Origin of the sequence: Bacillus sp. AFS055030, from assembly GCF_002574545.1 — a bacterium.
GTDB lineage: Bacteria > Bacillota > Bacilli > Bacillales > Bacillaceae_G > Gottfriedia.
Genome location: NZ_NUGT01000029.1, coordinates 1 through 14,177 on the forward strand (window position 1 = coordinate 1; position 14,177 = coordinate 14,177).

10 protein-coding genes and 1 pseudogene are annotated in these 14,177 nt (G+C 37.5%); all 11 read right to left on the bottom strand.

What is annotated here, in order from left to right; translation table 11 throughout:
* Nucleotides 1-792: 792 nt before the first annotated feature.
* A complete protein-coding gene (locus CN925_RS12455) occupies nucleotides 793-1,794 on the bottom strand; it encodes a zinc-binding dehydrogenase (protein ID WP_218937231.1) in 1,002 nt (333 codons plus the stop codon).
* Between the two features lie 710 nt (nucleotides 1,795-2,504).
* The gene (locus CN925_RS12460; protein WP_098846546.1) at nucleotides 2,505-4,058 is read right to left on the bottom strand and encodes a class I adenylate-forming enzyme family protein; all 1,554 of its coding nucleotides are present in this window, start codon (nucleotides 4,056-4,058) and stop codon (nucleotides 2,505-2,507) included.
* Between the two features lie 107 nt (nucleotides 4,059-4,165).
* On the bottom strand, nucleotides 4,166-4,924 hold the full coding sequence (locus CN925_RS12465) for an SDR family NAD(P)-dependent oxidoreductase (protein WP_098846547.1): 759 nt from the start codon (nucleotides 4,922-4,924) through the stop codon (nucleotides 4,166-4,168).
* A gap of 63 nt (nucleotides 4,925-4,987) precedes the next feature.
* Nucleotides 4,988-6,193, bottom strand: coding sequence for an acyl-CoA dehydrogenase family protein (locus CN925_RS12470; protein WP_098846548.1), 1,206 nt, complete (start codon nucleotides 6,191-6,193; stop codon nucleotides 4,988-4,990).
* Between the two features lie 111 nt (nucleotides 6,194-6,304).
* A complete protein-coding gene (locus CN925_RS12475; protein WP_286138337.1) occupies nucleotides 6,305-7,384 on the bottom strand; it encodes a phosphotransferase family protein in 1,080 nt (359 codons plus the stop codon).
* A 296-nt stretch (nucleotides 7,385-7,680) separates the two neighbouring features.
* Entirely contained in the window at nucleotides 7,681-8,823 is a 1,143-nt protein-coding gene (locus CN925_RS12480) for a CaiB/BaiF CoA transferase family protein (RefSeq protein ID WP_098846550.1), read from the bottom strand.
* A gap of 259 nt (nucleotides 8,824-9,082) precedes the next feature.
* Nucleotides 9,083-10,267 (bottom strand): acyl-CoA dehydrogenase family protein, encoded by a 1,185-nt coding sequence (locus CN925_RS12485; RefSeq protein WP_098846551.1) that lies wholly within the window; start codon nucleotides 10,265-10,267, stop codon nucleotides 9,083-9,085.
* A 442-nt stretch (nucleotides 10,268-10,709) separates the two neighbouring features.
* A complete protein-coding gene (locus CN925_RS12490) occupies nucleotides 10,710-11,486 on the bottom strand; it encodes an enoyl-CoA hydratase/isomerase family protein (RefSeq protein ID WP_180232947.1) in 777 nt (258 codons plus the stop codon).
* Between the two features lie 54 nt (nucleotides 11,487-11,540).
* Nucleotides 11,541-12,311 (bottom strand): 3-hydroxyacyl-CoA dehydrogenase, encoded by a 771-nt coding sequence (locus tag CN925_RS12495; RefSeq protein WP_098846552.1) that lies wholly within the window; start codon nucleotides 12,309-12,311, stop codon nucleotides 11,541-11,543.
* A 36-nt stretch (nucleotides 12,312-12,347) separates the two neighbouring features.
* On the bottom strand, nucleotides 12,348-13,487 hold the full coding sequence (locus CN925_RS12500) for a thiolase family protein (protein ID WP_098846553.1): 1,140 nt from the start codon (nucleotides 13,485-13,487) through the stop codon (nucleotides 12,348-12,350).
* Nucleotides 13,488-13,790: 303 nt separating this feature from the next.
* Nucleotides 13,791-14,102: pseudogene (locus CN925_RS12505) on the bottom strand (SpoVR family protein); the annotation flags it as partial.
* Nucleotides 14,103-14,177 lie beyond the last annotated feature (75 nt).

Below are 14,177 nucleotides of genomic sequence, written 5' to 3' on the forward strand. Positions count from 1 at the left end.
GATCTACATTTAATTCCTTCTTACCAAAATTAAAGTTACTTATGGGGAGTTTGAAAATGAGAATTAACAAGAGTCAGCATTTGTAACTGTAGACAAACTCAAATTTCATCGAGTTTGTCTACAGTCTGAAACCACCTAAAAAAGGTGGCATGTCATATAACATTGATGCTTAAATATATTAAATTCATAAAAATTTTATAGAATAAAAACAAAATAATTAAATAATCTTTGCTATATAGTATTTAGGAATAAGGTTATTTAATTATTACACCTTTTTATATGATTTAAGATATCCACTGTTTTTTAAATCTTCTAATTGATTTATTAAACTGAAGTTAAAAAAAATGTAAAAACAAATCATATTTACTCCATTTTATTTTTTTTTACTTTTGGAGTAAAATACATGATAATCAACATCTATTAACTTTCAATTAAAACTAAATCCATATTCAACTAGTTCTTTTCGAAAGTACCGAAATTAATCTAACTCTTATACCTAAACGTTAGAATGATTTCGTTATGCTTGTAATTACTAACTTTTAATACTTAAAACATTCCTTCACATTGAAGATTTGACCGTTAATTCCTCTACCAGACTCTTAATTTATTTTGACTATATTTCTTTTAATCCATTAGTAAGAATTCCCAAAAATAAAAAACCTGTATGGATTATCTCTATACAGGTCGGAAATTCTATTAGTTTTTCAATACTCTTTAATGATTCTTTTTTAAACAATCCTATAGTGCTAACCATGTGTTCGTTATTATGGATAGTACTTATAGGTTTAGGATTTATTTGTTTGGTCTGGTAAAAATACGACCTCGCGTATTTCCTTGCGCGAATTGTTCTAATACTTCGTCTAATTCGCTAAAAGGAACTTCAGTAAGCTCTGGCTTATACACACCTTTAACGATCAAATCGTAAACTCTTTTAAGATCTTCTTGTGTCCCGCCTGACGATCCAACTAACTGAATTTGTTTCGTAACAAGTACATTCGTACTAATTGTTGACTCGATTTTTCCAAGCCCAACTTGAACGACCCGTCCGTGTTTCGCAACGGCTTTAATAGCATCAGCTGTTGTGGTACCGAATCCGGCAAAATCAATAATTACTGATGGTTTCATGGCAGTTAGTTCTGAAACATCTTTAAAACAACCCGCTGCGCCATTTTTAATGGCTTCCTGAAACTGCCCTTCATTAACATCTACACCATATACCGTCGCACCAGCAAAGGCAGCAGTACGAAGCCCGTTCATCCCTAGACCTCCGAGTCCAATTATACCGACAACATCATCAGCCTTTACTTTACCAGCTGTCATAACTGCACTATAGGCGGTAGTAATAGCGTCGGTAGCAATGGCTCCCATCTCGAATGGTACACTGTCGGGCAACGGAATTAGACGAGATGCACGAACAACCGTTTGTTCTGCATAACCTCCATCTACATGCAGACCAGGCGCGCTGCCGCCGCGGGGCCCTTTTGCAGTCCCAGTACCTAATCCGACATCATCCTCATCGTGCCCTTGCCTTAGAGCAACACCAACTCGATCGCCAACTTTAAATCCGACGACGCCTTCTCCGATTTCTGCGATAGTGCCAGCAACTTCGTGACCAAGCACGATGGGTCTATGGTCAACAGCATAAGCCATTGTACCATCCACTATTCCTACGTCAGAATGACACATTCCAGCAGCCTCAACATTGATGACAACCCACCCGGGTTTAGCTTTCGGATTAGGCAAGTCAACCAACTTCATTTTTTCTCCAACGTTTTCAAATAACCAAGCTTTCACTTTCTTTCACCTCATAATTTGATGCATTTTATCTATAGGGAGTATTTGGAAAGATTAATGTATTATCCCTTATTTAGTATAGAACAAGTAAGTTGTAACTTAAATTAGACCTTAGTTAAGAATAGTTAACTTATAGTTAAAACTGGACTTCCATGAGCTTCTATTAATAACTAGAGTAAGTTGTTGAAGTTATGAAAACAGGTTCATTGTCTAAAGTAGCAAATAAACTGAATGTCTCGCTACCGACGTTAAGACAAGACAATCCATTTCAAACTTTTAGGGTAAAACAAACAGCTACAGCTAAATTTGAATATAAGTAAATAAGCCTCACTGGTACCAGTGAGGCTTATTTACTTATATTCATCAGATTACTCAATTATGGACTAAACTCTGCTTATTTAAAAATTCTAGTAATAGTTCATTTTACTTTTCCTTGCATTCTATAACTGGTGCATGTCCACATTTATCAAAAATGACTAATTTTGCTTTGCCTAATGTCATGAGGTGTATCTGTCTAGCCAATATTACCGGCAAAAATTTATCGTATAATCCACCAATAAGATTCTGAAAGGAAAAATTGATTTCTCCACATTTCTTTTATACTTCTTAATCCATGTATCAACACTAACGGTTCACCCTTAACAATTTCCAGATAATGGAACACTCAAAATAACTCCTTAGTTATAGATAATGTAATTAGAAAAAAGTATTCAGAAGATAGTTTGATTGTTAGTCTTAAGCCCTTTCATCCGCAGTTCTCTTTTTAATATTTTCCCAGAAGGGTTTCTCGGAAGTGAAGGAACCACTTCAAGCACTTTAATGTTCTGATATTTTGCTAGTCTTTCATTGCAATAATCTATCAATTGCTTTTCGTCAATTTCTGATTCTGGCTTTAGTACGATAAATGCTTTTACTGCTTCCCCCCACTTCTCATCCTCAATGCCGATAACTGCTGCGTCCAGAACGGATGGATGTGTAAAAAGAACTTCTTCAATATCTTTCGGATAAATATTTACTCCACCGCTAATAATCATATCTTTTTTGCGATCCAACAAGTAGTAAAATCCCTCATCATCCACTTTGGCCATATCCCCAGTTTTGAACCAACCGCCTGGTAAAAATGATTTTTCCATTTCTTCCGGCAATTTATAATACTCACTAAATAATCCGGCACCTCGAACGACAAACTCTCCTTCTTGCCCCACACCTACATCTATTCCTTCATCATCAACAAGCCGAACTTGATAAAAGGCACACTGCTGTCCAACACTGCTTGTTTTACAAATAACATCATCAGGACGAAGAATAATAAAAGCACTTGTTTCTGAACATCCGAAAAATTCCGATAAATTCGTCTGGAACTTCTCTACAATTCGCTTTTTAACAGATTCAGCAAGCGGTGCCGCTGCAGAAAGTAACATCCGCAAAGAAGATAGATCAAATTTTTCAAAATCTGGAACCTGCAACATCATGATATATTGTGTAGGTACAAAAAACGAAAACGTTACCTTTTCTTCCTGAATCAACGATAATGTATGTTTCGGATCAAAATCTCTAGCAATGACAAGCTTTGATTCACATAATCCTAAAAAAAATGAAAATAAATGCCCAACACTATGGTACATTGGAACAGAAATTAATACAGTATCACCATGATTTATTTTCCATTCATTTGCCCCAATTAATGTCCGGTAAATTATTTTTTCATGTGTAAACAAAATACCTTTTGGTAAAGACGTAGTCCCAGATGAATAAATCATTGCCGCAACGTCTGTCCCATTCACTTCAATATTAGGAGGCTCAATTGATCCGCGATTAATTAAATCCTCGTAATCCAGGTAAGTTGTATTTGGAGGGGTTCCACCGACGATAATCGTTGAACTTGAGTTAATAGTGTGAAGAACATCTAATATCGTTTCAAAAGCTTCTAGCTTTTCCACCTCTACAATGGCATGAGTAGCATCCGAACTATTCACTAATGTGCGTAAATCATTCCCTTCAATCATGTAATTGATAGGTACTGCAACCGCACCAGCCGTTGATAGTGCATAAAAAACTTCCAGCATTTCTAATCGGTTTCTCATGTACAATACAACGTGAGAACCTTTTTTTACCCCCGCCTCAATAAGTGAATTGGCTAGCGCATTTACTCTTTCAGATAGTTCCAAAAATGTCCGCGTTGTTTCCCCGTATACAACAGCTATTTCGTTTGGTTTGTTTTTTGCATACAGTGGTAAGCGTTCATGTAGATTCCCAATATCCATTTTTCATCTACCTTTCTTTTAGGAATGGTACAAATGTGCACTTTTCATCTTCAATACACAGGAATATCATTAATTTATTCCCATAGAACAAGCACTTCCCAAGTCAATTATTCCGTTAAAACACCTCCTTCAATAAAAAACGTTTGTCCCGTCACATAATCGGAAAGATTTGATGCCAAGTATAGGGATATATTAGAAATATCGCTCGGTTCCCCCATTCTTCTTAGGGGAATGGTCTTCAGCATTTTCTCCAGCCAAATGGAGTTTTTTCGTTCACCTTCATTAATGTCTGTCGCAATCAAACCTGGTGCAATCGAGTTCACATTCAGATTATAACGGGCCCACTCTGATGCCAATCCCCGTGTCATATGAATAACAGCTGCCTTACTACCAGCATAAGGAACAATCCGCTTATAGGGCTTCACACCACCAGTTGAGGACAGGTTGATGATTTTCCCTTTGTTCTGGGGAATCATTATTTTGGCAGCTTTTGTACAGCAGAAAAAAAGGCCCTTTACATTCACATCATAAATATCGTCAAATTCTTCTTCCGTTACTTCTATCGAAGATTTGGTAAAATTGATGCCTGCATTTTGAATAGAGACATCAAGTCTGCCGAATTCTTTCACTGTTGCATCAAACAAGAGGTCAATATCATCTAATTGTGCAACATCACCCGGTATGGGCAATACTTTTACTCCCAGCTTACTTATCTCATGCGCGGTTTCTTCTGCTTTTTCCTTATTTCTCCCAGAAATGACAATGTTTGCGCCGTTTCTTGCAAAATCAAACGCCATTTGTGCACCAAGTCCACGGCTACCTCCTGTTATCAGTACAGTTTGTCCACTAAAATCATAATGACTCATCTTCAATTCTCCTTCGTTTAAAGTTCTTTGCTTACTCTTAAACTTCTAAATCTGTTGAAAAGCCTACTTTTGAAATTTTTTTAATTCCAGTTTCGTCACTGTTTCTGCGTGCACTTCGTCTGGTCCGTCTGCCATGCGAACAATTCGTGCAGCTTGCCAAAGTTGTGCAAGCGGGAAAACATCGCTAAATCCGCCTGCTCCGTGAACATGAATAGCTCGATCTAGTATCTTTGTCGCTACCTTCGGGCCAACCACTTTGATCATGGCAATTTCAAGCTTCGCCTCTTTGTTACCAACCGTATCCATCTTATGTGCGGCAGTCAATGTAAGCAAACGAGCCTGATCTATTTCCATCCTAGATTCAGCAATCCACTGACGAAGAGTACCTTGTTGAACTAGTTGCTTTCCGAAAGCAATACGGTCGATAGACCGTTTACACATTAGTTCAAGTCCACGCTCCGCCTGTCCAATAAGCCTCATGCAGTGGTGAATTCGCCCTGGGCCAAGGCGACCTTGGGCAATTTCAAACCCTCGACCCTCACCGAGAATTAAATTAGATGCAGGTATACGTGCATTGTTGAATTCCACGATAGCATGTCCGTATGGAGCATCATCGTAACCAAAAACAGGAAGACTACGTTGAATCTTTACACCTGGAGTATCCATAGGGACAAGAATCATCGATTGTTGATTATACTTATCTGCATTTGGATTGCTTTTCCCCATAACAATCATAACTTTGCAAGCTGGATTCATCGCACCGGAAATAAACCATTTTTTACCATTAATTACATAATCGTCTCCATCTCTCTCTATCCGTGTAGCAATATTCGTAGCATCTGAAGAGGCTACATCTGGTTCAGTCATAGCAAAAGCCGATCGAATCTCGCCATTCAACAACGGAAGTAACCATTGTTTTTTTTGCTCCTCGTTGCCATAACGATGAAGCAGTTCCATATTCCCTGTATCAGGAGCGCTGCAATTAAAGACTTCTGGAGCTATGACAGAGCGCCCCATAACTTCACATAATGGAGCGTACTCGAGGTTCGTTAATCCAGCACCGTGTTCACTATCCGGCAAGAAGAGATTCCACAAACCCGCCTTTTTTGCTTTTGATTTCATTTCTTCCATAATAGGGACCGTTTTCCAACGGGTGATGCCCTCATTTAGTTGTTCTTCATAAATCCTCTCATTCGGATACACAACTTCTTCCATGAAAGTAAGCAATTTTTCCCTTAACAATCTTGTTTTTTCATTTATTTCGACCATTTCAAAATCCCCCTTCCTTTCTTTCATCTTTTGTATATAGAACAAGTTGTTCAAAGTAGAACTTTCCTATTTATGTACACGTACATTTCAAACTAAAAAAGTGTTTAGTTACTACAAGCTAAAATCGCTTTTTTGCTGTGAATGTTCATTTGCATGCTCCATAAAAACTTTAACTGTATGATTGAAGGTGGCGAATCTCTCGTCTTTAGTGGCTCCTATTTTCCACCGATAATACATTTGTTGCATAGCAATCGCTATCCTGAAATAAGAAAAGGTTAAATAGAAGTGGATATTTGAGACATCACGCTTTGTTTTCTTTGCATAACGTTCGACAAACTCTCTTCGACTAATAAAACTTGAATGGGCTGTAATACTTGGTATCCCCAGCTTGATTAACTCCGGATCATCATGTTGAATCCAATATCCAAGTGTTGTTCCTAAATCAAATAAAGGATCCGCAATCGCTGCCAATTCCCAATCAACCACTGCTTCTACTCTTTGAAGATCATTCGAAATCAGCATGTTGTTTAATTTGTAGTCGTTATGAATAAGAACAGCATCACTTGAGGGAGGAATATTCTCGATCAACCATTTGGAAATCTGGTCAAATGGTGAGATTTCTTCCGTTTTGCAAAGTTGGAAACGTTTAATCCAGCTATGTATTTGCCTTTCCACGAATCTTTCTGGACGGCCAAATTCATCTAACTTCGATTCTTTAATATCGACCGAGTGCAGTTCCGCCAGAGTATCTACCGCCAAATAAGACACCTGTTTGCAGTCATCATCAGAAAAGCTTTTCCCCTTTGGGAATTCCTTATCCAGAACCAACCCGTTCTTTCGTTCCATCACATAAAATGGTACCCCGATGATACTTTCGTCTTCACAAATTACATATGGTTTAGGTACATACGAAAAAAACGGATAGAGTCGGGACATAATTTTCGACTCTCTCCCCATGTCATGGGCTTTTGGTGGAAGCGGACCAGAAGGAGGCCGGCGCATAACCGCCTCCCAGTCTCCGCATTGAATCAAGTAGGTGAGATTGGATGCTCCTGCCTGAAACTGCCTAACTGTCAATGGTTGATCCGGGATCCCATCTATATGTTTTTGCAAATATTTTCTAATTGCCTCCCAGTTCAATTCGTCCATTCCACCTACTAATATCGTATTGGCATCTAACTCTTTATTCATGCTAACATCTCCCATTCATTAGTACACAAACACTACTCTTTTATTGAATGATTGTTTTAACTTAAACGCTATATAATGGTGTTATTCAAAATACCATAGCTTCACACATTTGTTTTCAAACCAGAATGGCATTCTAGTGAAAGCGTATTCATTTCTCCGCGGCCACAAAAATCTACTTTCACCATTCTCTTCCAAAAAAACAAGTTTTTTTTGCTTAGAACTTTTTTTAATCATTGACGTTTGACGAAATATTTTATGATCTTATATTAAAATAGGATGATTCATTTGTTTTGAGGTTATTTCTGTAGTTGTTCAAGAGGTATTAATATTTCTTTGTTATTCTCACCCAGTTCGACTCCGATATGTTTATACTCGGGTTTAAAGACAGTTGACTTAATCGGGCAGGCAATTTGTTTTTGATAGCCCCTATTTGACTTAGGAACTTCTACAATCATTCCGCGACCCGCAATTTGCGGATGCTCACAGGCCTCGGCAAACGTAAGGACCGGTTCCACGCAAGCCTCGATTTTACCGAAGATCGTTTGCCACTGAGTAAATGTTTTCTCAAGGAAAGCAGTCTGTACTTCCTTCTTAAAGGCATGAATATCATCCGGCTTCTCGCTAAAGCTAAGTTCAAGTAAGTCTGTGCGTCCAATTCCTTCGCATAAAAGCTTACGGAATTTTGGCTCAATGCTTCCTACAGAAAAATACCGGCCATCTTTTGTTTCATAATAGTCATAGAAGGTACCACCATTTAACATCGTCTTCTCAAGCTCAGGATTAATTCCCCCCATCAAATAACCAGCTGCAACAGTAGCATTCAAGGCAAAACTACAATCCGTCATACTGATATCAATCCATTGACCTTCACCCGTACGTCCTCTATAGATAACAGCAGATAAGATTCCAATAATCCCATGCAAGGAGCCGCCAGCTACATCCGCAATTTGAATTCCCGTAGGTGCAGGTCCTCCTTTTTGACGACCTGAATAACTTGCTATGCCGGAAATAGACAAATAATTATTATCATGTCCGGGGCGATTACGGTACGGACCAGTTTGCCCATAACCTGTTATAGAGCAGTAAATTAATTTTGGGTTAACTTCTTTTAAAGTGTCATAACCTAGCCCTAATCGTTCCATTACACCTGGACGAAATTGTTCTAATACGATGTCATATTCTAAAACTAATTTTTTAATAATTTCAATTGCATCCGCTTTCTTTAGATCTAATGTAATCGATTTTTTAGAACGATTGATATAACCATGATTTACAGAATCTTTTCCATCTCGTGGGACCCCATCTCGCAACAGATCGGGCCTTGTAGCTGATTCCACACGTAAAACTTCAGCTCCAAGGTCTGCTAGCATCATAGTTGCATATGGACCAGGAAGCAAAGTAGAAAAATCCAAAATCTTTAATCCTTTAAGCAATGTCATATACTTCTCTCCATCCTCATAACTTGTTTTCTATCAATCTTCTATCGTAATATTTCAGAATTTAATAGTACTCAAATTTCGGAATTAGTTTGACTAAAAATTCACCCTTTCCTTTGAACTTGTAAAGGGGAGTGTCTAAATAATCTTGGGCCATAGCTACAAGTTGCAGTGAGTAATTTAAATGTTCTCCAATACTGAGCCGTTTTGTTCAAGACTAATGCATTCAATTGTAGTTTCAATTTGAACCTCTTATACTTTACTAATTTAATCCTAAGTTGTTAGCAATAATTCCTTTCATAATCTCGTTAGTACCTGCAAAGATCGATAGTACTGCTACATCTCTGTACCATCTAGCAATCTCGTACTCTTCCATATATCCATAGCCCCCGTGAAGCTGCATACATTCTGAGGCTGTTTTCTTTGCCAATGCTGTTGTCCACCATTTTGCCATGGACATTTCAGTAATAATATTCTCTTTAGCGATGTGCTTCTCAATTACATTATCCAAAAACGTACGTCCAATTTGGATCTCTGTTGCAAGCTCAGCAAGTTTAAATTGTGTGTTTTGGAAGGAACTGATTGATTTTCCAAATGCTTTACGCTCTTTAACATAGTCTAATGTAATTTCTAACATTCTTTCAGCACCAATAATAGCTGAAATCGACACTAATAGTCGTTCCTGTTGAAGCTTAGACATTAAATAATAAAACCCTTTATTCTCATCTCCTAGTAGATTTTCGACTGGGACAATCGCATCTTCAAATATAAGCTCGGCTGTATCCTGTGAATGCAATCCTATCTTTTTCAATTTCTTTCCTCTCTTAAAGCCTGGAGTACCTTCCTCAACGACTATTAAACTAATTCCCTTATAGCCTGGAACTGCATGTGGATCTGTTTTACATGCAACAACAAACAGATTCCCTACAATACCATTTGAAATAAACGTTTTCTCACCGTTTATGACAAAATAGTCCCCTTTCCTTACAGCAGTTGTCTTAATTGAAGCTAAATCAGACCCCGTACCTGGTTCTGTCATAGCAACTCCTGATATAATTTCTCCTGAAACGGCCCCAGGTAACCAACGTTTTTTCTGCTCTTCCGTGCCATAGCTTTCAATGTATGGCATAACAATATCACTATGTAGGCCAGAAGCACCACCAGCACCTAACCCTAATTTATTTAACTCTTCATTGATTACGACTGAATAACCAAAATCTGCATTTAATCCTCCGTATTCTTCACTTACCCAAGGGCATAAATATCCTTGTTCCCCCATTTTTTTCAAAAATGTTAAAGGTACTGATCGATCTTCTTCCCATTTTTCTATGAAAGGAGCTGCTTCCTTTTCTAAAAATTTTGCAAATGCTTTTCTGAATATATGGTGTTCTTCTTTCAAATAACTTTTATGAGTAATATTAGTTTTTCCCGTCAATGTTTTTGCCATCTATCTTACCCCTCTTTTGTATATGATTTGCATTCAATTGCTTCTTCTCAGATATTTCCAAATCATGCTTTTTTTGTATGAATCTACTGTATTTCATTTTCTGGTGCTTAGCAGAAATAGACCTGATCACTTAACTAAGTTACCCAGTGATTTTCCTTAATAACCTCTTTTTAATTTTTATAATTCAACAAAAGAATATTGCGTTGTTATTAATAGTTCTTAATTCCTAGATAGTCCACTATTTTATTAGTAGACATTCGGAAAATAATTGTAGGAATTATGACAAATACTTTTCAATTTGAAAACTGAGTTTTCGAAAAAATCAGACGATGAATTAACCAACATTAAGCAATTATCATATCTTTGCTAATAATGCGAACCACCGCCTAACTTTTAATTTTTCTTGAATATAACTTACAATGCAATAACCTGTAGATTCATATTATTTCCCTTGGAACTGAGGGCGCCTTTTTTCCAAAAATGCTTGTACACCTTCTCTAACGTCCTCTGTCAGGAAAAGTTCTTGAAACAATTCTGCCTCTTTTTCGAGAGCCTTATTAAACGGTAATTCAATGCCTTCATCTACCGCCCTTTTTATATTTCTCACTGCAGTAGGTGAGTTTTTGCATATTTTCTTTGCTAGCTGAAGACCAGCTTGTAATCCTTCACCCCTTGGGACAACTCTATTTACTAAACCGATTCGCAAAGCCTCTTCTGCGGTAATATGTTCACCTGTAAACATTAACTCCTTTGCTTTGGCTTCACCAATAAGTCGTGGTAAGCGCTGTGTCCCTCCTCCACCAGGGAATAATCCAAGCGTTGATTCAGGTACTCCAATTAATGCCTGCTCTTCTGATATACGGATGTCACAAGTTAGTGCAAGTTCACATCCACCGCCAAGTGTATAACCATTTAATACGGCAATCGTAGGTTTTGGAGAGAAATCAATGCTATTTAATACCTCATGTGTCTTTGAAAAACTTGGGATTAAATTAGGATTTCCAATTTTTTCAGGGAACCCTTTTATGTCTCCTCCTGCCATAAATGCCTTTTCCCCAGCACCTGTAACAATAATTGCCAATACCTCAAGATCATTATTTAGGTTTGCGAATTGTTCCCCTAATTCTTGAATAACTGCTTCACTCAATGTGTTCATAGGTGGGTTGTCAATCATTACAATCGCTATGCTGTCTTGCTTTTCAACTTTAATGAGTGCCATTAGTATCACCTCTAAAAGATTTTGATAAAAAATTGCAAGAAAACTCTTATTCTATTATTTTGGCTGCATGCGAATCGCACCGTCTATACGAATGACTTCACCGTTTAACATTGGATTTTCGATGATAGTTTGGACAAGATGAGCGAATTCACTTGGACGCCCTAAACGTTTAGGGAATGGAACCATTGCACCAAGAGAATTTAATAGTTCTTCAGGAGCACCATCAAGGATTGGAGTTTTGAAAATGCCCGGTGCAATCGTTAGAACGCGAACCCCGTAGCTTGCCAGGTCACGAGCGATTGGAAGTGTCATGCCTACAACGCCGCCTTTAGAAGCACTGTAGGCAGCTTGACCAATTTGTCCTTCAAATGCTGCAACAGAAGCAGTGTTGACGATTACTCCTCTTTCTCCGCTTTCATTTGGCTCGTTTTGAGCCATCTTTTCAGCTGCCAATCGAATCACATTAAATGAACCGACTAAGTTTACATTAATAACTTTTTTAAATTGCTCAAGTGAATGAGGACCATTTTTTCCAACAGTTTTTTCCCCAATTCCAATTCCAGCACAATTGATAGCTGCAGTAATCTTACCGAATTTTTCAACCGCTTGATCTAATGCAGATTGAACATCTGATTCATTTGCTACATTTGTTTTTACATAAAGCACATTATCTGATCCAAGTTCTTCAACTAAATTGGTTGCTTTATCATCGTTTAGGTCAATAATAAGAGCCTTTCCACCATTTGCTACTGTATTTCTTACTGTCGCTTCTCCAAGTCCTGAAGCTCCACCTGTAACAACTACTACACTATTTTTCAATTCCATTTTCAACACTCCTTAATTATTAAATTTTGTAAAAATTTATAATCTCTCAATAATTGTTGCATTAGCTTGTCCGTGACCTTCACAAATCGACATTAAGCCATATCTTCCACATGAACGTTCAAGTTCATGAAGTAAGGTAGTCATGATACGAGCACCTGTACCGCCAATTGGATGTCCAAGAGCAACCGCCCCACCGTTTACATTTAGCTTGTTCAAATCAGCACCAAGTTCTTGTGCCCACACCAATGGAACAGGAGCAAATGCTTCATTCACTTCATATAAATCCATATCTTCGAGAGTAAGTCCTGCTTTTTCCAAAGCTTTTTTAGATGCTGCAATTGGACCTGTCAACATTAATGTTGGATCAGAACCAACAACACTCCGTGAAATAATACGAGCGCGAGGTTTTAATTCTAATTCTTCAGCTTTATCACGGGACATAATTAATACAGCAGCCGCCCCATCACTTATTTGACTAGAATTTCCGGCATGAATTTTTCCATTTTCTTGGAAAACAGGTTTAAGCTTTGCTAATTTTTCTAAACTAGTATCCCCTCTTGGTCCTTCATCAACGGAAACAATTGCTGTTGTACCATCTGGAAGCGTAACTTCGATAGGAGCGATCTCTCTTTCAAAGCGGCCTTCTTTTTGTGCATAAACTGCTTTTCTGTGGCTTTCTATAGAAAATTCATCTAATTGTGTACGACTAATGCCCCATTTATCGGCAACACGTTCAGCTGATACACCCTGATGAATGACCTCATATCTTTTAAAGTACTCCTGACTATGATCTGAAATCGCCATTGGTAAAACATGTGTCATACTTTCAACACCGCCAGCAATAACAACATCCATATCACCACTTAATATTGCCTGTGCTGCAAAATGGATTGCTTGTTGACCTGATCCACATTGACGTTCTACCACAACTCCAGGTACTTCAATTGGAAAATCTGCGATTAACGCAGCTACTCTAGCAAGGTCAAATGATTGTTGCCCAACTTGCATTCCGACACCAAAAATCACATCTTCGACAAGCTTTGGAGAAATTCCAGTTCTTTTAATAAGCTCCTTTAATGTATGTGCGGCTAACTCTTGAGGATGAGTAGCACTTAAAGCCCCTTTATGTTTCCCTATTGGTGTTCTTACCGCTTCGACAATTACTACTTCACGCATGTGTTTCTCCTTCCTTTCTTTAAAAATTATTTTTCATATTATTGAAAATCAGTAGGCGCAATATAAAATACAGTTCTCATATGGCCTATTGAGAATCATCAAGTCTACTTCCAAATTAAAAATCTTATAAAAGTAAATAATTAAATACCCAAAATATTAATCAACCTGTTTGATTAGAAGACCGAAAATTCTGTAAATTGAAATTATTAGTATTTATTTCATTCTATTTTTTCTTTTCATTAATGTAAAATACATAATAATTAACGATAATTAACTATTAGTTAAGTAAAGGTAATAGCCCCCTCTACCCCACAATTGATGAATATAAGGCATTACCTTCTCAACATACTTCACATCAAGTTCCATATGTTCATAGGAATGTTTCAAATAAAGCTCACCGTTTTTTAAATAATCGCCCTCTTGAACAACGATATATGGGATACCTCCATTTACTCGACTAACAACAAGTTGATCTCTTACATTTTCCCATGCCTTATCGGTATCTTTATATTTCTTACCTTGTCGCTGGAATAGATACATATCTTCACGCATAACAAGCTCTTTCGTTAAATAGTTTCGGATGAATGAGCTGTCAGATTCTAATTCTCGTACCTTACCTAAATGAGATAGAAAAAAATAAGTTGAAAAAAGAACCGATTACATGTGAAAAAATTTTAATACAAAAAAGAC

Coding starts and splice junctions, on each gene's coding strand:
- CN925_RS12485 (WP_098846551.1), bottom strand. CDS start 10,267: ATGGCAAAAACATTGACGGGAAAAACTAATATTACTCATAAAAGTTAT.
- CN925_RS12490 (WP_180232947.1), bottom strand. CDS start 11,486: ATGGCACTCATTAAAGTTGAAAAGCAAGACAGCATAGCGATTGTAATG.
- CN925_RS12470 (WP_098846548.1), bottom strand. CDS start 6,193: ATGGTCGAAATAAATGAAAAAACAAGATTGTTAAGGGAAAAATTGCTT.
- CN925_RS12460 (WP_098846546.1), bottom strand. CDS start 4,058: ATGGATATTGGGAATCTACATGAACGCTTACCACTGTATGCAAAAAAC.
- CN925_RS12480 (WP_098846550.1), bottom strand. CDS start 8,823: ATGACATTGCTTAAAGGATTAAAGATTTTGGATTTTTCTACTTTGCTT.
- CN925_RS12475 (WP_286138337.1), bottom strand. CDS start 7,384: ATGAATAAAGAGTTAGATGCCAATACGATATTAGTAGGTGGAATGGAC.
- CN925_RS12465 (WP_098846547.1), bottom strand. CDS start 4,924: ATGAGTCATTATGATTTTAGTGGACAAACTGTACTGATAACAGGAGGT.
- CN925_RS12500 (WP_098846553.1), bottom strand. CDS start 13,487: ATGCGTGAAGTAGTAATTGTCGAAGCGGTAAGAACACCAATAGGGAAA.
- CN925_RS12495 (WP_098846552.1), bottom strand. CDS start 12,311: ATGGAATTGAAAAATAGTGTAGTAGTTGTTACAGGTGGAGCTTCAGGA.